This is a genomic window from Pseudonocardia sp. DxW (assembly GCF_058448985.1).
In genome coordinates, this window is sequence record NZ_JBZFLK010000004.1 from 21,283 (window position 1) to 42,064 (window position 20,782).

The 20,782-nt window shown below is 75.1% G+C and carries 14 protein-coding genes; 6 read left to right on the forward strand and 8 right to left on the reverse strand.

All coding sequences use genetic code 11. The features are described from left to right. Positions 1-63: 63 nt before the first annotated feature. Positions 64-2,484 (reverse strand): acyltransferase family protein, encoded by a 2,421-nt coding sequence (locus ACVJO7_RS07365; protein WP_491672236.1) that lies wholly within the window; start codon positions 2,482-2,484, stop codon positions 64-66. Between the two features lie 185 nt (positions 2,485-2,669). Here ACVJO7_RS07365 and ACVJO7_RS07370 point away from each other — a divergent pair, with 185 nt between their 5' ends. Together ACVJO7_RS07370 and ACVJO7_RS07375 are read left to right on the forward strand one after the other, a co-directional pair. After that, on the forward strand, positions 2,670-5,900 hold the full coding sequence (locus ACVJO7_RS07370) for an arabinosyltransferase domain-containing protein (protein ID WP_491672237.1): 3,231 nt from the start codon (positions 2,670-2,672) through the stop codon (positions 5,898-5,900). A 53-nt stretch (positions 5,901-5,953) separates the two neighbouring features. After that, a complete protein-coding gene (locus ACVJO7_RS07375) occupies positions 5,954-7,852 on the forward strand; it encodes a glycosyltransferase (protein WP_491672238.1) in 1,899 nt (632 codons plus the stop codon). Positions 7,853-7,950: 98 nt separating this feature from the next. Here ACVJO7_RS07375 and ACVJO7_RS07380 read toward each other — a convergent pair whose 3' ends face one another. From ACVJO7_RS07380 to ACVJO7_RS07390, 3 genes are all read right to left on the reverse strand, one after another. Then, the gene (locus tag ACVJO7_RS07380; RefSeq protein WP_491672239.1) at positions 7,951-8,610 is read right to left on the reverse strand and encodes a hypothetical protein; all 660 of its coding nucleotides are present in this window, start codon (positions 8,608-8,610) and stop codon (positions 7,951-7,953) included. Positions 8,611-8,780: 170 nt separating this feature from the next. Beyond that, positions 8,781-11,759, reverse strand: a complete 2,979-nt coding sequence (locus ACVJO7_RS07385) for an arabinosyltransferase domain-containing protein (RefSeq protein ID WP_491672240.1) — start codon at positions 11,757-11,759, stop codon at positions 8,781-8,783. Further along, entirely contained in the window at positions 11,756-13,741 is a 1,986-nt protein-coding gene (locus ACVJO7_RS07390; RefSeq protein ID WP_491672241.1) for a glycosyltransferase, read from the reverse strand. Before ACVJO7_RS07390 ends, ACVJO7_RS07385 begins: the two co-directional genes overlap by 4 nt. Positions 13,742-14,000: 259 nt before the next feature. Between ACVJO7_RS07390 and ACVJO7_RS07395 the strand changes: the two genes are divergently transcribed. Both ACVJO7_RS07395 and hepT read left to right on the forward strand, forming a co-directional pair. Further along, positions 14,001-14,393, forward strand: coding sequence for a nucleotidyltransferase domain-containing protein (locus tag ACVJO7_RS07395; RefSeq protein ID WP_491672242.1), 393 nt, complete (start codon positions 14,001-14,003; stop codon positions 14,391-14,393). Further along, positions 14,383-14,796, forward strand: coding sequence for a type VII toxin-antitoxin system HepT family RNase toxin (gene hepT, locus ACVJO7_RS07400; protein WP_491672243.1), 414 nt, complete (start codon positions 14,383-14,385; stop codon positions 14,794-14,796). The genes ACVJO7_RS07395 and hepT overlap by 11 nt, the downstream gene beginning before the upstream one ends. Before the next feature lies 1 nt (position 14,797). Here the strand turns inward: hepT and ACVJO7_RS07405 are convergent, their stop codons facing one another. The 3 genes from ACVJO7_RS07405 to ACVJO7_RS07415 all read right to left on the reverse strand — a co-directional run bounded on the left by ACVJO7_RS07405 (position 14,798) and on the right by ACVJO7_RS07415 (position 17,944). Then, on the reverse strand, positions 14,798-15,625 hold the full coding sequence (locus tag ACVJO7_RS07405; protein WP_491672244.1) for a hypothetical protein: 828 nt from the start codon (positions 15,623-15,625) through the stop codon (positions 14,798-14,800). 70 nt (positions 15,626-15,695) lie between these two features. Further along, positions 15,696-16,835 (reverse strand): iron-containing alcohol dehydrogenase family protein, encoded by a 1,140-nt coding sequence (locus tag ACVJO7_RS07410; protein WP_491672245.1) that lies wholly within the window; start codon positions 16,833-16,835, stop codon positions 15,696-15,698. Next, positions 16,832-17,944, reverse strand: coding sequence for a mandelate racemase/muconate lactonizing enzyme family protein (locus ACVJO7_RS07415; RefSeq protein ID WP_491672246.1), 1,113 nt, complete (start codon positions 17,942-17,944; stop codon positions 16,832-16,834). The genes ACVJO7_RS07410 and ACVJO7_RS07415 overlap by 4 nt, the downstream gene beginning before the upstream one ends. A gap of 178 nt (positions 17,945-18,122) precedes the next feature. Here ACVJO7_RS07415 and ACVJO7_RS07420 point away from each other — a divergent pair, with 178 nt between their 5' ends. Continuing rightward, positions 18,123-18,911 (forward strand): IclR family transcriptional regulator, encoded by a 789-nt coding sequence (locus ACVJO7_RS07420; RefSeq protein WP_491672247.1) that lies wholly within the window; start codon positions 18,123-18,125, stop codon positions 18,909-18,911. Positions 18,912-19,029: 118 nt separating this feature from the next. After that, positions 19,030-19,368, forward strand: a complete 339-nt coding sequence (locus tag ACVJO7_RS07425; protein WP_491672248.1) for a hypothetical protein — start codon at positions 19,030-19,032, stop codon at positions 19,366-19,368. A gap of 53 nt (positions 19,369-19,421) precedes the next feature. Here the strand turns inward: ACVJO7_RS07425 and glf are convergent, their stop codons facing one another. Further along, the gene (gene glf, locus ACVJO7_RS07430; RefSeq protein ID WP_491672249.1) at positions 19,422-20,639 is read right to left on the reverse strand and encodes a UDP-galactopyranose mutase; all 1,218 of its coding nucleotides are present in this window, start codon (positions 20,637-20,639) and stop codon (positions 19,422-19,424) included. Between the last annotated feature and the right edge of the window lie 143 nt (positions 20,640-20,782).

Genomic DNA, 20,782 nt, shown 5'->3' on the forward strand with positions numbered 1-20,782 from the left:
CCCGCACGGCCCCGGCCACCCGTCCGGCACCCGCCCACCGGGACGTGCCGGACGGGCGCCGGATCAGATCCCGTGCGAGGGCCGCTTGCGGCGGCGGCGGGCGGCCTCCCCCGAGGCGGCCACGATCGGGGTGGCGGCGCTGCCGTGCGCCACGTCCCGGCGGTGCGACCCGCGGCCGCAGTTCTCCGCCCCGCTGCGGGTCCCGGGCAGTGCCGAGGCGGACCTGATCGCGCGCGGCGCCGGCACCACGCCACCGCGCGGCTCCTCGGACAGCTCGCGGGCCGCGCGCTGCAGCGACCGCAGCCGCTGCACCCGGTCGGTGCCCGCGGGCGGCCCCGGTCCGTCGACGACCGGGCTGAACAGCTCCGGGCCGCGGACGTCGTCGCGGGGGCGGGTGAGCGCGACCAGATCGGCTGCGACGCCGCCGCCCAGTCCGTCGCCGCCCACCGCGCGGGCGGCCGCGAGCCGGTCCAGCACCCAGCGGGCCGTTCCCGCCGGGACGACGCCGCCGGAGGGGGACGGAGCCCGGTCGGCCTGCTGCTCCGGGGCCAGGTCGTCCTGCTGTGCCGGGGTCCGGTCGGCCTGCTGCTCCGGGGTCCGGTCGGCCTGCCGCTCCGGGGTCCGGTCGGCCTGCTGCTCGGGGGTCCGGTGGTCGGCCTGCGCCGCGACCCGGTGGTCGGCCTGCGCCGGGACCGCGGCGTCGGCGGGCTCCGCGGGCGGGCGGCCCGGAGCCGATCCCGCCGGCACAGCGTCCTCCGTCGGCACCGCACGCCCAGCCGGCACAGCGTTCTCTGCCAGCGCACCGTGCCCGACCGGCACAGCACGCTCGACCGGCACAGCGCGTCCGACCGGCGCAGCGTGCTCGACCGGTGCACTGTGCTGGACCGGCACCGGGCGCTCCGCGGGCGCCGGCCGCCCGGCCGCCCGGACCACCGGGATCAGGGCGGTCTCGGGGTCGATCCGCGCGTCGTCGGTGGTGACCCGGCGCCGGGCCGGACCGGTCACGACCGGGAACACCGTCGTCTCCGGGTCGCGACGGGCCGCGTCGCTGTCCACCCGCAGAACGGCACCGGTCTCGCCCTGCCGGGCTGTGCCGGTCTCGCCCTGCCGGGCTGTGCCACCGACGCCCACCAGGGCGGGACCGCCGCCCACCAGGGCGGGACCGCCGTCCACCGGCGCGGGGCCACCTGGGCCGGGCTGCGGGGCGGCAGCTCCCCGGCGACCGGGCAGCGCACGCATCCACCGGCGGGCGGGGCGTTCGACGAGCGTGTAGAGCAGGTGTGCCACGGGCAGTGTCCCCACGAAGACGGTGAGCGCGATCAGGTGGCCGGTGGCCCCGCCGGTGGGGACGACACCTGAGTCGCTCAGGAACCAGTAGACCTCGAACATCGGGATGTGGACGAGGTAGAGCGCGTACGAGATGCGGCCCCCGTGCACGACGGGGCCGCGGGACAGCAACCGGTGCACCGGCCCGCGGTCGGCGAGCGCGAGCGCACCGACCAGCACCGGGAACAGCAGCACCGTCAGCCCGTGCAGCCCGTGCCCGGCGACACCGCCGGCGAGCAGGACGAACGGGATCGCGGCGAAGGTGAACGTCGCCACCGACGACGCGGTTGCCGCGGTTGCCGCGGTTGCCGTGGCTGCCCCGGTTGCGGCGGTCGTCCCGGCCGGCCGCTCGCGCAGCCTGCGCACGGCCAGCATCGCCAGGACACCGGCGGAGAACCCGCCGAGGATCCGGACCAGCCAGCTGTACGGGTAGTAGGGCGACCCGACGACCACGAACGCCGCCGCGAGCGGGGCGACGCACAGCAGGGAGCCGGCCGCGAGCACCGCGAACGGCAGGTTCCGCAGCCGGAAGAAGACCACCGCGAGCAGCGGGAACAGCAGGTAGGCCAGCCACTCCGCGCTGATCGACCAGGTCGGCCCGACCCAGGACGCACCGTCCAGATAGGGCTGGGTCCACATCTGGACCAGGAACACCTGCTCCAGCCAGGCGCCGACACTCAGCTCCGGCTGGACGGCCTGGTAGGCGATCTCGTCGGTGCCGCCGAGCAGCGCGCGGGCCACCAGCCAGATCCCGAACAGGTGCAGCACGATCGCGTAGGCCGGCCACATCCGCGCCGCCCGCGCCCACACGAAACCGCCCGCGTCGGCCATCCGCAGTCGCGGACCGAGCTGCTCGAGGTAGGTCCAGGCGATCACGAAACCGCTCAGGACGAAGAACAGATCGACCCCGAGCGCACCCTGCGTGACCAGCGGACCGAGCCAGTCGTTCACCATCCCCACCCCGGCCAGCGGGGTGAAGTGGAAGTGGAACGCCACCACCCACAGCGCCGCGACGATCCGCAGCCCGGTGAGCGCCCGCACCTCGGCACGCCCCCCGGTGACGGCCGGTTCGACCCGGTCGGCGCGGGTGTCACCGGGGCCGGGGACGCCCTGGGCCGGGATGTCCACCGGCCGGCGCTGCGAAGTGCGGATGCTCACGTGAGGGGCCAACGAAAGATCGCCACCACCGTCACCGGTGACACCTGAAGAGGGCCCGAATGTCGCATCCGGTGACACAGCGTCACCATGGGCCGACTTGAGACCCCGGCGGGGCGACATCCGCAAGCGGTCATCACGGGGGTGTCACAGTCGATCTTCAGCGCCCGTCTAGCCTCGGCCGCGTGGTGAGCGTCGAGAGCGAACCCGATCAGCGGGTCGGGCCCCGGCCCGGTGATCGCGGATCGCGTGGCACCGACCGCGTCCTCGCCGCGGCACTCGGGCTGCTCTCCGCGGTGTTCGCGCTGCTCATCCCGTTCCTGCCGGTCGTGCAGAGCACCGCGACCGTCACCTGGCCGACCGCGGAGACCGGCACCGCGGCGATCGACGCACCCCTGGTGGCCTACCGGCCGGAGATGCTGCAGGTCGCCATCACCTGTGACGCGATCCGCAGCCTCGACGACCGCACCCCCGGCCCGGCGACGGTCCTCGCCACGGTCCCGCCGCAGGCGCCGCACGGGGCGGCCGTCGGCCTGCAGATCAGCGTCGCCGACGGCGTCCTCACCGTCGACAACCGCGGCCAGCGGGCCGCCACCGAACCGCTCCCCCCGCCGGGCCCCGGCTGTGCGTTCGAGCTGGACTCGACCGGAGCCGCGACCACCGCGACCCTCGGCGTCAGCACCGTGATCGACACGGGCGGCGACGTCCGCCCGCAGGTCGTCGGCGTGTACTCCGATCTGGACGGTGCGCTGGACCCGATGGCCGGGACGTCGGTGACGTTCGACACCGACAACCGCTACGACACCTCCGCCACCGGCCTGAAGACGGTGGCCGGGGTGCTCGCCGCGCTCGCGCTGGCCGGCTGCCTGTGGTTCCTGCACCGGATCGACGACCGGGACGGCCGCCGGATCGTGCACGGCCGCCGGCTCGCCGGGGCGCTGCGCGGGCGGGACTCGGTCCGGGACGCCGTCGTCGTCGGCGTGCTCGCGGTGTGGGCCGTGATCGGCTCGATGACCTCCGACGACGGGTACATCCTCGCGATCTCCCGCGGCAACGACGCGGCCGGCTACATCGGCAACTACTACCGCTGGTTCAACTCGCCCGAGGCGCCGTTCGGCTGGTTCTACCAGCTGTACTCGCTGTGGAGCGGGATCTCCGAGGCGGTGCTGTGGCTGCGCCTGCCCGCACTCGCGATGGGCATCGCGTCCTGGTTCCTGATCAGCCGGGCGCTGCTCCCCCGCCTCGGCACCCGGGTCCGCCGCAGCCGGTCCGCCGGCTGGGCCGCGGCCGGGGTGTTCCTGTGCTTCTGGCTGCCGTTCGACAACGGGCTGCGCCCGGAGAGCGTCGTGGTGATCGCGGCGCTGGTGTCGTTCGTGATGCTGGAGCGGGCGCTGGCGACCCGCCGGCTGCTCCCGGTCGCCGGGGCACTGATCGCGGCGGCGTTCGCGGTCGCGGCGACCCCGACCGGGCTGATCGCGATGGCGCCGTTCCTGGCCGGCGCCCGGCCGCTGCTGCGGCTGTTCACCGAGCGCGCCGCGACCGCAGGCTGGGTGCCGACGCTGGCGCCGCTGCTGGCCGCCGGGCTGATCGTGCTGCTGGCCGTGTTCGGCGACCAGACCTGGGCGACGATCTCCGAGGCCACCCGGGTCCGTACCGAGCTCGGGCCGAACCTGTCCTGGTACCAGGAGCTGTCCCGGTACGACCTGCTGTTCGCCGAGTCCCGGGACGGCGCGCTGCAGCGCCGGTTCCCGGTGCTGCTGCTGTGGCTGTGCACCGCGGTCGCCGGCGCCGTGCTGCTGCGCCGCGGCCGGATCCCCGGGGCCGCGCTCGGCTTCTCCCGGCGGCTGCTCGGCAGCACCGTGCTGTCGTTCGCGGTGCTCGCGCTCACCCCGACGAAGTGGACCCACCACTTCGGCGCGTTCGCCGCGCTCGCCGCGGGCGTCGCCGCGCTGGCCGCGCTCGCCACCAGCACCGGGGTGCTGCGCTCCCGGCGCAACCAGTCGCTGTTCCTCGCCGCCGTGCTGGCGGTCACCGCGCTCGCCTTCACCGGCCCGAACACCTGGTGGTACGTCTCCAACTGGGGCGTGCCGTGGTTCGACAAGCCGCCGTCGGTCGGCGGGTTCTCGGCGACCGGCCTGCTGCTCGGCCTGGCCGGCATCTCGCTGGTCGTCGGCATGATCGAGCACCTGCGCACGCCCGGCGTGCCGCGGCCGGTGCCGCCCCCGCAGGCCGGCGGGCGGCGGCTGCGGCGGCGCGGCGGACAGGCCCGCGCCGTGCGGCTCGGCTCCGCGCCGGTCGCGCTGATCTGCGCGTTCATGGTGCTGTTCCAGGTCGCGTCGCTGGCGAAGGGCATGGAGAAGCAGGCCGGCTCGTACTCGCTCGGCGCCGACATCATCACCGACCCGACGGGCTCGCAGTGCGGCCTCGCCGGACGCCTGCTCGTCGAGACCGATCCGGCCGCCGGCGTGCTGCCGCCGGCCCCGCCCGGACCGCTCGACGAGCCGCCGCTGGAGCAGGGCTTCGTCCGCGACGGGCTGCCGCCCACCGGGCCGGGATCGCTGCGCGACAACGACGGCACCGGCCAGGCCCGGGCCGGGATCACCGGCACCGGGCCGCAGGGCGGGCCGGTCACCGGCAGCTGGTCCCCGGATCCGGAGCACACCGGCGAGTACCGGTCCGGCTGGTACACGCTGCCGGCCGCGGCCCGGCGGGGGGACGCCCCGCTGGTGCTCGGCGTCGCCGGGACCGTCGGGGGCCCGAACTCGCTGACCCTCGAGTTCGCCGCGGGCGACCGCCCGGTGGAGCCGATCACGCCGTCCGGCAACGCGGGCACCGTCACGTCGGTCGCCGACAACGCCGGCACCGCGGCCGGCGGGTCCGCCTGGCGCGACATCCGGCTCGACCTGTCCGGCACCGCCGCCGCCGGCGCCGACCGGGTCCGGGTCGTCGCGTCCGACCAGGGGCTCGGGCCGAGCGCCTGGCTGGCCGTCGCCCAGCCCCGGGTCCCACAGCTGACGCCGCTGACCGACGTCGTCGCCGGCCGTCCCGGTTACCTGGACTGGCCGACCGCGTTCGTGCACCCCTGCCTGCGCCGGTTCGAGGTGAACGGCGGCGTCGCCGACGTGCCCGCCTACCGGCTGCTCGCCGACACCCAGCAGCGCTCGGTGGGCGACGAGTGGGGTGCCGCCTCCGGCGGCGGTCCGCGCGGCTGGACGTCGCTGGTCGGGGCCGAGCGGGTGCTGCCGACGTACCTGCCGGGCGAGTGGGACTTCGACTGGGGCCAGTTCCGGATCTACGAGCCCTACGCCCCGGCGTCCGTCCCCGCGCCGGTGGAGCGCGGGGAGCGCACCATGTGGGGATGGCAGCAGGTCGGCGAGATCGGCGCCGCGCCGGGCGACCCGCCGCCGCTGCCCGGTTGAGCGGACGGCAGACTCTTCACCCGGCCCACCTGACCGAGAGGCACCCCCGAGACATGCTGGACACCGCGCGCCCCACCCGCGACGGAGACCCCGCTCCCGCCGCACCAGCGGGCGGTGATCCGCAGCCCGGCAGGCTCGTGGTGCAACGGGGGCCGTTCACCGGCCCGACCCCGCTGGTCCCCGAGGACCTCTACGCCGAGGTGCTGCGCGGCGCGGCCCGCCGCGAACGCGACCGGATCGAGCTCGCCCCGGCCACCCTCGTCACCACCAACACCTACTGGGGCAGGCTGCACGCCACCTACTGGCACCGCTGGACGTCGGTGCCGGAGGTTCTGGTCTCGCTGCACGCGACCGGCCGCGGCCGGGTGTGGCTGATGGCCTCGGACACCAACAAGGTCGGCCGCGCCGTCGCCTACGCCGACGTCGAGGGCACCGGCCCGGTCGAGCTGACCGGCGCGATCGACCGGTTCATCGACGGCGGCGGGCTCTGGCTGGAGTTCGGCACCGACACCGGCGAGCTGGCTGTGTCCGATGTGGAGTGGACCGTGCAGGTCCCCCGCCCGCCGCGGCCGACGTCGATCACGATCTGCACGTACAACCGGGTCGAGGACTGCCTCAACACCCTGCAGGCGCTGCTCGACGACCCGGTCGCGCTGGCCCGCGTCGCCCGGGTCCGGGTGGTCGACCAGGGCAGTGACCCGCTGGACTCGCGGGACCGGTTCGCCGGGATCGCGCAGGCGTTCGGCGAGCAGCTCGTGCACCAGCGGCAGCCGAACCTGGGTGGCGCGGGCGGGTTCAGCCGCGGCCTCTACGAGGCCACCGCCGGGGACCCGGCCGACGACCACGACGTCCTCCTGATGGACGACGACGTGCTGCTCGACCCGGAGATCGTCGTACGGCTGACCGGTTTCGCCGCCTGCACCGCCACCCCGACGATCGTCGGCGGGCAGATGCTGAACCTGCTGCACCCGGCGCACGTGCACATCACCGCCGAGTACGCCGAGCCGGAGAAGCTGCGCGTCGGCAGGCCGGTCCCGGGCGCGCTGGAGGAGGGCTTCCTGCTCGGCCGCGACGAGCGGCTGCTGCCGGTCGTGCAGGAGCGCCGGGTCGACACCGAGTACAGCGGCTGGTGGTCCTGCCTGATCCCGGCGCCGGTGGTGCGCGCGATCGGCTACCCGCTGCCGCTGTTCTTCCAGTGGGACGACGTCGAGTTCGGCTACCGCGCCCGCGAGCACGGCTTCCCCACGGTCTCCCTGCCCGGCGCCGGCGTGTGGCACGCCGACTTCGGCTGGAAGGACTGGGACGAGTGGCACCGCTACTTCAACCAGCGCAACGGCCTGATCACCGCTGCCCTGCGGACCGGCTTCGACCGGCGCACGGTCACCGCCACCGTCGTCGAGCTGCTCGCCCAGTACCTGGTCGCGATGCAGTACGGGCTGGCCGCGACCCTGCTGACCGCGGTGGACGACTTCCTGGAGGGCCCGCAGATCCTCGACGACGGCTCCGCGGGCGCCGCCGCGACGATCCGCCGGATCCGCGCCGCCTACCCGGAGACGACGGCCGTGCCGATCGCCGACGCCGGGCTGGACCCGCGGGAGTCCGTGGTGCACCTGGCCGGCGGCAAGCCGTCCAAGATGATCAGGACGTGGCTCAAGCGGGCCGTGCTGCAGGCGTCCGGGCGGGTGCCGTTCCGCAGTGGGATGGTGCCGGCCGGCGAGGCGCACTGGTGGCACGTGGCGCTGTTCGAGCGGGCGATCGTGACCGACATGGCCGAGACCGGCGTCCGGATCCGGACCCGGGACCGCGAGCGGCTCCGCGAGCTGGCCACCCGCGGGGTGCGTACCGTGCGGCGACTGTACAGCGAGGGCCCGGACGCGGCCCGGGCCTGGAAGGCCGCCGAGCCGCGGCTCACCGCGCGCGAGACCTGGGCGCGGTTGTACGGCGAGGCCTGAGCCGACCGGCGCCCACCGGAGCGGGCGGCCCGCGCCACCGGGTCCCGGAGGAGCGGCCCGCGTGTCCCGGTGCCCGGGGTCCCGCAGCACGGTCGTGGTCAGGCCCTGCCGACGGGAGCCCGGCGGCCGTTCCGCATCCGCCCGGTCCACATCCGCCCGGTGAGCACAGCGACCAGCGCGAGCACCGACAGCACCGGCGCCGGGTTCCCGATCACGAGCCCGACGACCAGGTCGGTGACGACCGCCGTGCATCCCACCACGAACATCCACCGCGGCCCCGTCACCGGCTTCGGCCGGCCCGCCGACCATGGCGTGCGGCCCCACGGCTTGTCGATCGAGACCCAGGCCTGGAACCCGATCGCGGTCACCATGAGCAGGGTCGCCGTGAGCAGGCCGGCCGGTGGCACGGCCGCCGGATCGTCATGCGCGGCGTCGAGGGACGCCGACAGCACGACGATCCCCAGGTAGAGCTGGGTCAGGGTGATCGCGAACTTCACCGTGGTCCACCAGTGGTGGAAGACCCCGTAGGGGGTCGCGGCGCCAAGCACGATCCCGGTCAGAGCCGAGCCGGTGGCGAGCGGGGCGAGCAGCACCCCGTCGAGGTGGTGCGCGGCGACCAGCGCCGGTGCGCGGGCCACCGGATCGGCCGCGGCGAGCGCGAGCAGCACGGCCAGCGACGCGGCGAGCGCCATCCAGCCGACGGATGTGAGCACGTGCAGCCAGATGGTGATCCGGCGCCAGGTCCTGGTGGTGAGCACGGGTCCACCTCACCCGGCACGCCGCCCCGGCACCTCGGGCCGGGACCCGGACTTCCGCCCGGGGGTGGGTCGTCACACGGACGTAGCCGGACCCGCCGCCGAGCCGGCGGCGAGCGCGGCCCGCACATCGGCAGGTATCCACCGGGAGCCGGGCCGTGCAACCCGCTCCCTCAGCCCAGGAAGTCTCGCCCCGTGTACTCCTTGTTCGCCAGGCTCGGCAACCGCTCCCAGCCCCATCGCCACTCGGTGCCGACACTCAGGTCGTAGCCGTCGGTCGGGTGGTCGTACACCACCCGCTCGACGTGCCCCCAGCCGAACGCGGCCCGCCCGGGCGGCGGGTCCAGCCGGGTCGGCAGCTCGTCGAAGGTCGCGGTCCGCCCGATCCCGGCGAGCACGCCGCCGTTGGGGACGAAGAAGGCGTTGTCCTCGGTGGCGCCCTCCAGGCCGTCACCGACCCGCAGCCGCCACTGCGGGGTCTGCGCGATCCCGTGCCGCACGACGATCTGGTCCTCGCACGGCCACAGCAGCGCCGAGACCTGGTCGGCGAACACCGGGTCACCGCGGACGACGTCGGACACCGGACGATCCCGGGACGGCAGCGGGGCGCCGACACCGATCAGGGCCCCCGGGGGGTTCTCGACGACCAGCCGGGCCCGGGACACCCCGGACATGCCGGACAGGTCGACCTCCAGGTCGTGCCACTCGTCGGTGCCCGAGCCGGGCAGCTGCGGCCGGATCGGGACGATCGCGCCGTCCGTGCCGTCCGTGCCGTCCGTGCCGTCGGCGAGCTCGACGGTCACCGACGTGCCGTCGGAGAACTCACCGGTCACCGGGACGAGCAACGCTGCGGCACCCGGCCGGACGTCGAACCATCCGGTGCGCAGTGTGCCGGCGCCGACGGCGTGCCACACCGGTCCGGGCAGCGGGGGGCGGCCCGGTGGCGGGCCCTCGGCCAGCGCGCCGGTGAGCTCGGCGGGCCCGGTCTGCGGGGGCGGTCCGTCGTCGGGCACCTGCACGGTGACGGCCTCCGCAAGTCCGCACGGCTCGCCGCCCAGCGACGCGAGGTTCATCGACGCGACCGACGCGCCGGGGGCCTGCTGCACCGGTGCGAGCGTGAACACGAGCAGCATCAGCACCACCCCACCGGCGGTGGCGGTGCGCAGCAGCACGCCGTCCGGCCCGGGACCGGACGGCCGTCCGGAGCGCCGTCGCCGGTGCGCCCAGCCCAGCGCGGCCACCGCGACCAGCAGCCACAGCAACGGGCTGTGCAGGTAGAACGGGCCGAGGTGCGGCGCGAGCACCTGCTGGTGGACGGGCGCGTCGACCACCGAGTGGTTGCCGAACGGCTGCCCCCAGTCCCCGAACGGCCGCCACAGGTTCGGACCGGCGTAGATGACGGCGGCGACCAGGCCGAGCGCCGTCGTCCCGACCGCGATCAGCCGGCCCGGGGCGCCCCGTGGCAGCGGGCCGCGGGCCAGTGCGATCGCGAGCAGCAGGGTGGCGGGGGCGGCGACGGCCCCGAAGTGGTTGACCCACTTGGTCGGGCTGAGGGCGACGGCCACCAGGGCGAGCGCGGTCGCGGCGAGCGCGAACCCGAACGCCCGCCCGAGCGGACCACCGGTGCCGCGCCGGGTGGCGAGCCGGACCACCCCCAGCACGACGACGACCACCGTCAGCAGGACCGGCAGCCGCCTGCCCCAGGCGCCCTGGTCGTCCGGGCCGAGCAGGTTGGCGTAGTGCACGATCTCCCGCCACCACGGGTACTGCAGGTAGTACCAGCGGTGCACGGCGACGGATTCCCGCACGTCGGCGAGGGTGGCGTCGGCCAGCCCGAGTGGCACGACGACGCTCGCCGCGGCGAACGCGACCGCGACCGTCGCGAACCGGGTGATCCACCCGGCGTGCACGAGATGCCACCACACCAGCGACAGCGCGAGCAGCAGCGGCACCGCGGCCGCCACCGCGGCGGGCGCGGCGGTCACGCCCAGCACGGCGACGGCCGTCGCGGGGGCGAGCAGGCCGACCGCGCCGGTGCGCAGCGCGGCGGCGACCAGCAGCAGCACCCCGGCCGCGGCGAACGTCCCGACCGGCTCCGGGCGCAGCGTGATCCCGTAGGGCAGGAACCAGGCCAGGTGGGCGATGGCGAGCGCCGCGACCACCCCGGCCCGCGCGCCGATCCGGTCGGCGAGCACCACCATCGTCAGCCGCAGCAGCACCCAGGTGCCGAGGCCGAGCAGCGCCGGCACGGCCCGCATCGGCAGCAGCCCCCAGCCGGCGAGGCTCCCCCAGAACTGCATCAGGTACTGGCCGGTGGTGAACGGCGCCTCGGTGACGTTGAACTGGTAGATCGCGTTGCCGATCGCGCCGGTCTCGGCGCCCTGGCGGGCCATCAGCGCGTACCAGGAGTCGTCGATGTTGACCGGTCCGAGCACCGCCCAGGCCAGTGTCACCACGACCACGACGGCGTCGGCGATCCCGGGCCGCGGGCGCACCGCGAGGATCCGCCGGGTCCCGGTCCAGGTGCGGACGGCGACCGCCAGGGTGGCTCCCAGCGCGATCAGGTGCGCGACCAGCAAGCCGATCTTGAGCGGGGTCGGCGACGACTCGTAGCGGGCGTCGGTGTCCACCCGCACCCGGAGACCGTCCAGGTCGGATCCGGTCAGCGCGGTGGACAGCTCGGCGATCTGCGGCGGGGCCAGATCGGGCCGGTCTGCGACGACCCGGCCGTCCCGGGTCAGATCGGTGCCGTCGGGACCCGAGTACAGCATCCACATGCAGCCCTCGCCGACCGGGCCGCGATACAGCTCCTCGGGCCCGGACCGGATCACCAGCGTGCCGTCGGAGACGGTCACCGACAGCCCCGGTGCGGTGATCGGGTCGTCGACGGCGGCGGGCATCGTGCGCAGCACGTCCCCCTCGCCGACGGCGCTCGCCGAGGCGCACGACATCGTCACCGTGAGCTGCAGCGGCCGGTACGGCGAGAGCGGCAGCACCGTGGACGGCGCCATCGGGTCGGCGTCGACCGACGGCCAGCTGACGGCCGGGGTGTCCGCCTGCACCGGGGCGAGCGCGGCGGCACCGCCGAGCAGGCAGGTGAGGATGCCCAGCAGCAGCAGGAGCCGCGCCCGGCGTCCGGCCCCGGGATTCACTCGAAGATGTGCTTCCAGCCGTCCCGGCCGGTCAGCGTCGGCTCCGCGGCCCGGTAACGGCCGCGCAGCGCCCCCCAGTCGGCCGCGACCGCGCGGTGCAGCCGCAGCGACTCGGTGACCATCTGCTTGAACAGCAGCGGATCACGCCGCCGGAACGTCACCCCGCGGCCGTCCGGTGTGGACACCGTCGCCGAGTCCAGCCCGGCCAGCACGAACCACTGGGCGTTCGCCCACGGGACGTTGCGCTGCGGGCGCTCGCGCAGCGCCGGGTCCGGGGTGCGCAGGTTGCGCAGCACGCCGCGGGCCAGGCCGAGCGCCGCCTTCACCCGACCGACCGGCGGCTCCGGGAACAGCTGGGCGCCCAGCGCGTCGAGATCGGCGAGCGGGACGTCGGTGGCGGAGTTCAGCGGGCGGCCGTCGTCGTAGCGGGACCGCAGCTCGCGGATCTCGTCGAGCACCACCGGCAGCTTCGGGAACAGTGCCTCCGGCCCGGCCAGGAAGTCGGTGAACGCCTTGATCTGCAGCGCCACCGCCGAGTACTCCATCAGCATCAGGTGCCGCAGGGTGCGCTTGAAGGTCTCCTTCAGGAGCGCCCGCGGGTCCTCCGGGCCGCGCAGCGCGGCGGCGACCAGCCGGTTGCGGTAGTGGAAGTACGCCTGCCAGTCCGACGAGTCGTCCTTCTCGATGAACGACATGTGCCAGATCGCGATGCCGGGCACGGTCGCCGTGCGGTAACCGGCGGCCCGGGCGCGCAGGCCGTACTCGGCGTCGTCCCACTTGATGAACAGCGGCAGCGGCAGCCCGAGGTCCTCGGCGACCCGGCGCGGGATCAGGCACATCCACCAGGCGTTGTAGTCGACGTCGACCCGGCGGTGCAGCCACGGCGACTGGCGCAGCGTGCGGGCGGCCAGGTCGTGGTGCGACTCGGTCTCCGGCGCCGGCCGCCACATGAACTGGTTGCGATCGACGACCTCGCCCATCGTGGACAGCTGGGAGCGCGCCTGCAGCGACAGCATCTGCCCGCCGACCAGCATCGGGGAGCGGGCGAACCGGGAGAACGCGACCGCGCGGAGCACCGAGTCGGGCTCCAGCAGGATGTCGTCGTCCATGTAGAGGATCTGCTCGCAGTCGATGCCGCCGGCGTGCGGCCCGGTGCCGTGCAGCACCTCGTACATGATCCGGGCGTAGCCGCCGGACCCGCCGAGGTTGGGCTGGTCGATGATCCGCAGCCGGTCCCCGAGCAGCGCGGCGGCCTGCTCGTAGCCGGCCTCGTCGCGGACCCTGCGGGTGCCCTGGTCGGGCAGGATCACCGCGATCACCGTGTCGAGCACCTGCGGATCGGAGCCGAGCGCGGTGAGCGTGGCGACGCAGTCGGCCGGCCGGTTGAAGGTCGGCATCCCGACGACGACGGCGGCCCGCCCGGGCGCGTCGTGCGGCGCGTGCCAGCCGCCGCCGTGCAGGTGCAGGCCCTGCTCGGCGGCTTCGTCGGTGGACAGGTCGAACCAGTACCAGCCGCCGTCCTCGAACGGTCGCAGGTCCAGCTCCAGGGTCACCTGCCGGCGGCCCTGCACGAGCTCGCCGGCGACGAAGATCTGCGAGCCGTCGGCCTTGGTGCGGTACACGTCGACCCGGCCGGTGCCCTCCAGGTCGAGCCGCAGCTCGATCGCGGTCAGCGTGGACCAGGCCCGCCAGTAGCCGGCGGCGAAGGCGTTGAAGTAGGCGCCGAAGGACACCTCGGTCCCCGGCGGGACGGTCGCGGCGGTGCGGTCGTGCACCCGGGTCCGGCGCCCCCCCGCGGTGGAGACGGTCAGCGACAGCGGGCGGTCCTGCTCGCCCCGCAGCGGCTCGACCGGGGCCAGCGTGGTGCCGGGACGCTCGTCGAGGTACAGCGCGCGCACCGCGAACGGGTCCGCCGGGCGGGGCATGATCACCCGCTGCAGCAGCGTCTCGCCGGTCGTCGGGGACTGCGCGGTCTCGGACACCTGGTGGCCTCGTCGATCCGTGGGGGCGGTGGTCATCGCAGAAACTGCCTCGGGGGTCGGCTGGTTCCGGTCGTTCCCGTACCCGGGCGGCCGCGTCGCTCGGCCCGGTCGGGTCGCCCGAGCGTAGCCGCGGGTCGCGGGCGCGCCGGGAGGCGGTCGGGCGCGCCGTGCAACCGGAGTGGTACGTCCGTTTCGCCGGGTCGGCCGGGCGCCGCCCGCCGTGCTGCGGGCGCTCCCCGGCATGGTGAAGACTGGCCGGGTGTCCGGCACCGAGCAGGAGCTCCGGGACGCCGCCGTCGCGGTGTTGCGGTCGGCCGGCGCGCGGTTCGCGTTCGTGCACGGCAGCCGGGCCGCCGGCGGGTCGCCCCGGCCCGGCTCCGATCTCGACCTGGCGGCGTGGTGGCCCGCCGATCCGCCGGCGTCCTTCGAGGTGGACCTGCCCGCCGGGGTCGATCTGCTGGTGCTGCACGACGCGCCGCTGGAGCTCGCCGGGCGGGTCGCGCTGCACGGCGAGCTGCTGTTCGACGACGATCCGCCCGCCCGCGTGCGATGGGTGGCGACCACCCGCAAGATCTATCTCGACGAGCTTCCCCGGATCACCCGTGCGCACCGGGAGTTCCTGGACGCGATGAGGAGCCGGGATGGTCGATGAGGCACGGGTCGCCCGCCTGCTGCGGTCGATCAGCGACGATCTGTCCGTGCTCCGGGGCGAGTCCGGTGCGGGCCCGGAGCGACGGGCCGATCCGCTGTGGATACGGGGCATCAAGTACCTCTTCGTGACCGCCATCGAGGGATGCGTGGACGTGGCACAGCACGTGTGCTCCGCCGAGGGCTGGGGGCCGCCGTCCACCAACGCGGACGCGATCCGGCTCCTCGGCAGCCACGGGGTCCTGCCGGCCGAGCTGGCCGATGCCGTCGCCCGGGCCGTCGGTTTCCGGAACGTACTGGTGCACCACTATGTCGAGGTCGACGACCGGATCGTGCTGGCCCGGCTGGCAGACCCGTCGGACCTGGACCGTTTCGTCGGTGCCGTGGCGGGTTGGCTGCCCCGCTGACTCAGGCGCCGCAACCGTCGTGCGTGACGCCGTCCTTGCAGAACACCAGCGTCCGGTCGCCGCTGCCGAGCAGCACGACGCCCGGTGCGGGCTCCTCGACCGGCAGCAGGTCGCCGACCGGGAACTCCGGCTCGTCGTTGCTGGTCACGACCTCGGCCACCCACGGCCCGCCGCCGACGTCGTAGATCCGCAGCTCGACCCGGCCGACCTGCTGCGGGCCGTCGGGCTCGCAGGGCACCCCGGGCCGCTGCGACGGGCAGGTCTCGTAGGTGCGGAAGGTCAGCAGGCCGGTGCCGGACGGGTCGGCGTCCAGCGAGCGCCCGTGGCCGTAGGACCGCCCGGCCCAGTACGGCTGCCCGCTGGGTGCCGGCGTCCCGGTCGCGGCGCCCGGTGCGCGCTGCCCGACGCCGACGAACGCCAGCCGGCCGTCGGCGGTCAGCCCGAACCCGTGGTCGCCGTCGCTGAACAGGTAGGCTATCTCCGGCCGCGGCTCGGGCGGGTTGCGCAGCGCGGACGCGAGCTTCGCCTGGTTCGCCGGGTCGCTGAGCCGGTCGGCGACGACCGTCCAGGACGCCGCGCCCGGCGCCGGGCTGTACCGGTCGCGGACCGGGGTGGGATCGCCGGAGGACAGCGCGGCGTCGAGCACCCGGGCGGTGTCGGTCACCGCGGCCGGGAGCGGCGCCCCGGTCGTGTCGACGGACGCGATCGCCGGGCCCGCGTTCACCGGCCCAGCGCTCGCCGGCGCCGGGTTCACCGGCGCCCCGCCCGCACCCGTCGAGCAGCCCGCAACCAGCACCAGCCCCACCAGCACCGCCCAGCACCACCGCACCCCGGCACCCTAGTCCGGCGAGGGGTACACCGGCGCTGTCCCGGCGGGCGCGGGGGCACCGCTGCACCTCTCACCAGGCGGCGTCGAGGATGTCCCGGACGTCGGCCTCGCTCGGGGGGCGGGGGGCGTTGGCGGTGACCGGATCGGCGACGGCGGCGGCGGCCAGTACCGGCAGCAGGTCGCGGGCGGCGCCCAGCTCGCGCAGCGTGCGGCGGACGCCGATGCCCTCGGCCAGCGCGGTGACGGTGTCGATCGCGGGAGCCGGGCCGGCGGGGGGCGTCGCGCCGTCCAGCGCCCGGCGCACCCGCTCGTACGGTGCGGCGGCCGCGTCGGCGCTGTAGCGCATGACCTGCTCGTTCACCGCGGCCAGGGCGATCCCGTGCGGGGTGCCGAGGTGCGCGGTGACGGCGTGCGCGATGCCGTGCACCAGTCCCAGCCCGGACACGGTCAGTGCCTGCCCGGCCAGGTGCGCGCCGAGCAGCAGCTGCGAGCGGGCGTCGAGGTCGGTGCCGTCGTCGACGGCGACCGGCAGCCACCGCCCGACCAGTGCGACGGCCTGCGCCGCGGCCGCGTCGGAGACCGGGTTCGCGCCGCGCGAGGCGAGCGACTCGACGCCGTGCACGAGCGCGTCGAACCCGGTGGCGGCGGTGATCGCGGCGGGCAGGCCGAGCGTCAGCTCCGGATCGAGCACCGCGACCCGCGGCCGGACCGACGGGTGGCCGAGGTAGATCTTGCGCCGGGCGCAGGTGTCCTCGACGACGCCGAACCCGTTCGTCTCGGCCCCGGTGCCCGCGGTCGTCGGGACGGCGACCAGCGGCAGCCCGTCGACGGGCGAGTCCCAGAGCGGGTCGGTGGCGTCCGCGTCGGGGTGGGTGGCGAGCAGCGCGATGCCCTTGGCCGCGTCGAGCACCGATCCGCCGCCGAGGCCGATCACCACGCACGGCCCGAACCCGCGCAGCGCGACCGCGCCGGCGTCGACGACCGTGGTGGACGGGTTCGGACCGATGCCGTCGAACACCCCGGTGCGCAGGCCGTCCGCGGCGAGCCCGCCGAGCACCCGGTCGACGATGCCGGTGCCGCGCAGGCCGGCGTCGGTGACGACGAACGCCGAGTCCGCGCCCAGCCCGTCGACCAGGGCGGACAGCCGGGAGACCGCGCCGGGACCGAACTCCAGCGCGCAGGACGGCGCGATCGAGAACCGGGTGCTCATGTGATCCGCCACCGCTGCACCGCGTCCTCGTCGAGCACGACGCCCAGGCCGGGCGCGGACGGCACGGCGATCGTGCCGTCGCCGCCGACGACCGGGCCGGACACCAGCGGGAAGTCGCGGCGGGCGGGCGTCCAGTCCGGCGGGTCGTACGGGAACTCGAACCACGGCCCGCCGCCGACGCCGGCCGCGACGTGCAGGTTCGCCAGCACCCCGATGCCGTTGGTCCAGCTGTGCGGGGTGAAGGCGCGGTGCCGCAGCATCGCCAGCTCGGCGAGGGTGCGGGCCCGGCTCATGCCGACCGAGAGGACGACGTCCATCTGGTAGACGTCGAGGACGTCGCGGTGGATCCAGTCCACGATCTCCGGCACCGAGTGCGCCATCTCCCCCGCCGCGATCCGCAGGCCGGGGTTCTCGGCGCGCAGCGTGCGGAAGCCGTCGGCGTCGGCGTAGGGCAGCGGCTCCTCGACCCAGAAGACGTCGAGATCGGCGAGCTGGCGGACCAGCCTGCGGGTGCCGGCCAGGTCGGTCGCGGGCGCGATGTCGCCGGCCATCCGCCAGGACTGGTTGAGATCGACCATGATCGTGAAGTCGTCGCCGAGCGCGGTCCGGACCGCCGCGACGGTGGCGACGCCCTCGTCGATCCGGTCCCGGTCGATCCGGATCTTCGCCGCGCGGAAGCCCTCCTCGGCGACCCGGTGCGCGACCTCGACCCGCTCGGAGGCCGGCCGCGGCACGCAGAACGACGCGTAGGCGGGCACCCGGTCGTGGGTGCCGCCGAACAGGGTCGCGACCGGGAGCCCGGCGGCCTGCCCGGCGAGGTCCCAGAGCGCGACCTCCAGCGGCCAGTAGTTGCCGCCGTGGAAGGTGCAGGTCTCGATGGCGCGGACGTGCCGGGCGATCGCCAGCGGATCGGTGCCGACGAACAGGTCGCGGAAGGCGTCGAAGCCGTCCATCGTGTCGCCGGAGCCGATGCCGACGAGACCGGCGTCGGTGTGCACGCGCACGATCGTGGCGTCGAAGACGCGCCGCGGGACCGGGTCCCACGCGGCGTGCAGCGGCGGGTCCAGCGGCAGCCGCAGGCGGTCCAGGGTGATGTCGGTGATCTTCATGGGTTCCCGGTCGGGGACGGCGGCAGGTGCCGGCCCGGGGCGCGATCGGGGGGTTCGCACCCCGGGCCGGTCGGCGCCGACGCTAGGCCGGATCGCGTCGGCCGACCAGGTCGGTCCGGACATCGCAACCGTCGTTGCGCTGCGGGCAACCCCGCACGTCCCGGCTACTGTCGGAGGGGTGACGCAGGCGCCGCACAGCGGGCACGGGCTGGCCCGCGACATCGACCTGCTGGAGGCGCTGGCCTCGCCGCAGGCGCACCGCACCGGCGGCCTGGGCGTCGCGCAGGTCGCCCGGCTGACCGGCCGGGAGAAGAGCCAGGTGTCGCGGACGCTGCGCGCGCTCGCCGACGCCGGGCTGGTCGAGCGGGACGCCGACAGCCTGGTCTACCGGCTCGGCTGGCGGCTGTTCTCCCTGGTCGCCCGGGGCACCGACGGCCGGCTGACCGGCGTCGCGGAGCCGGTGCTGCACCGGCTCGCGGTGGCGACCGAGGAGACCGTGCACCTGTGCGTGCTGCGCGACGACGCGCTGCTCACCGTGCGCACCGTGTCCGGGCACTCGTACCGCACGTCCGGCTGGGAGGGGCACCGCGCGCCGCTGGCGTGCACCTCCGCCGGGCGGGTGCTACTCGCCGACGCCACCCCGGACGAGCTGTACGTGCGGTTCGGCGCGGTCGACGATCTGGTGCCCGGCCATCCGGACGCGACCGCCCGGACGGTGCCGCAGCTGTGGCAGGCGATCCGGGAGGCCGCCGAACGTGGCTGGGCCGAGGTGCGCGAGGAGTTCGAGCCGGGGGTGTCCGGGGTGTCGGCCCCGGTCCGGGACTTCCGCGGCCGGGTGGTCGCGGCGATCAACGTGATCGGCCCGAGCGGTCGGATCGGTGACCGGCTCGGTGAGCTGGGCCGGACGACGGCCGCCGCGGCCCGCGCGGTGTCCGCGGAGCTGGGCTGGGCGCCGGGCGCGGGGTGAGGGCGGGCTGCCGTGGTGGGCCGCCGCGGCGGCCGGGGCCGGGGTACGGGCCGGGGAGCTGTGGACCGAGGACCGGGCCCGGCGCGGTGCCGCTGAGCCGCTCCGGCAGCCGCCACCGGTGACGACGGGTGTCGCCGCACCCCCGGGCGACGAGACCCTCGCACTGCGCCGCACCCGGCGGGTGCTCTCGGCGACCCCGGCCGAGCGGTGGGCCCGGGGGGCCGCGGTGGCCGCCGCGACCGGCGCGATCTGGTTCCTGCTGCCGCTGGCCGGGAAGCTGCTGGCCGACGCCGGGTTCGACGTGCCGTCGGTGGTGCGGTTCGTCCTCACCGTGCTGCCGCCGGTGGCCGTCGGCACGGTCGCGGTGCGCCGCGAGGTGGGCGGCAGGACCGTCGTCGCGGGTGCGGCGGTCGGACTGGGTCTCGGTCCGGCCCGGCGGCGGTCGCGGAGCAGCTGAGGCACCGGGCAGCCGAACCGGGGAGACGGTCCGGCGCACCCGGCCGGTACGGCTCAGTCCTCGGCGTCGGTCCCGGAGAGCGGCCTGCCCTCGGTCAGGTGCGGGACGAGCCGGTTCTCGTACATCGTCAGCGCCGACCCGATGGCCATGTGCATGTCGAGGTACTTGTAGGTGCCCAGCCGCCCGCCGAACAGCACGTTGCGGTTGGCGGTCTCCTTGCGGGCGAGCTCCCGGTAGCGCTCCAGCTTGGCCCGGTTGTCCGGGGTGTTCACCGGGTAGTACGGCTCGTCCCCGGCCTCGGCGGCGCGCGAGTACTCGCGCACGATCACCGTCCTGTCCTTCGGGTAGTTCCGCTCCGGGTGCATGTGCCGGAACTCGAGGATCCGGGTGAAGGGGACGTCGGCGTCGTTGTAGTTGATCACCGAGGTGCCCTGGAAGTCGCCGGTCGGCTCGACCGACATCTCGAAGTCCAGGGTGCGCCAGCCGAGCTCGCCCTCGACGTTGTCGAAGTAGCGGTCCAGCGGCCCGGTGTAGACGACCGGGACGTCCGCCGGGAGCCGGTCGCGGACCTCGAAGAAGTCGGTCTCCAGCACGACGTCGATGTTCGCGTGGTCGGCCATCCGCTCCAGCCACGCGGTGTAGCCGTCGACCGGCAGGCCCTCGTGGGTGTCGTTGAAGTAGCGGTTGTCGTAGGTGTAGCGGACCGGCAGCCGGGTGATGATCGACGCGTCCAGGTTCTGCGGGTCGGTCTGCCACTGCTTGGCCGTGTAGCCCTTGACGAACGCCTCGTAGAGCGGGCGTCCGACCAGCGAGATCGCCTTCTCCTCGAGGTTCGCGGCGGTGCCCGTCTCCACCTCGGCGGACTGCTCGGCGATCAGCTCCCGGGCCTGGTCCGGGCTGTGCGCCTTCCCGAAGAACTGGTTGATCAGCGCCAGGTTCATCGGGAAGGCGTATACCTGCTCGCCGACCCGGGCGAACACCCGGTGCTGGTAGTTCGTGAAGGACGTGAAGCGGTTCACGTACTCCCAGACCCGCTCGTTGGACGTGTGGAACAGGTGCGCCCCGTAGCGGTGGATCTCGATCCCGGTCTCCGGCTCCGGCTCCGAGTAGGCGTTGCCGCCGATGTGGTTGCGGCGCTCCAGCACCAGCACCCGTTTCCCGAGGCCCTGCGCCACCCGCTCGGCCACGGTCAGGCCGAAGAACCCGGACCCGACGACGATCAGGTCGTAGCCGGCGAGGTCGTGTCCTGCGAGGTCGCGACTGAAGCTCACGAGCCACGAGGGTAGGGCAGCCGTGATCGAGGGCACCGAGCGGCTTCGGTACCCTCTCAGACGGGCCGCAGAAGCGGACGTATCCGGCATTCCCGCTGATTATCGGCCCCTTGGCCATCGGAGGACGGGGAGGAATCGGGCCG

What these genes read in the sequence shown, in the direction of transcription:
- ACVJO7_RS07375 (WP_491672238.1), top strand. Translation starts at nt 5,954, where the DNA reads ATGCTGGACACCGCGCGCCCCACCCGCGACGGAGACCCCGCTCCCGCC.
- hepT (WP_491672243.1), top strand. Translation starts at nt 14,383, where the DNA reads ATGGTCGATGAGGCACGGGTCGCCCGCCTGCTGCGGTCGATCAGCGAC.
- ACVJO7_RS07410 (WP_491672245.1), bottom strand. Translation starts at nt 16,835, where the DNA reads ATGAGCACCCGGTTCTCGATCGCGCCGTCCTGCGCGCTGGAGTTCGGT.
- ACVJO7_RS07415 (WP_491672246.1), bottom strand. Translation starts at nt 17,944, where the DNA reads ATGAAGATCACCGACATCACCCTGGACCGCCTGCGGCTGCCGCTGGAC.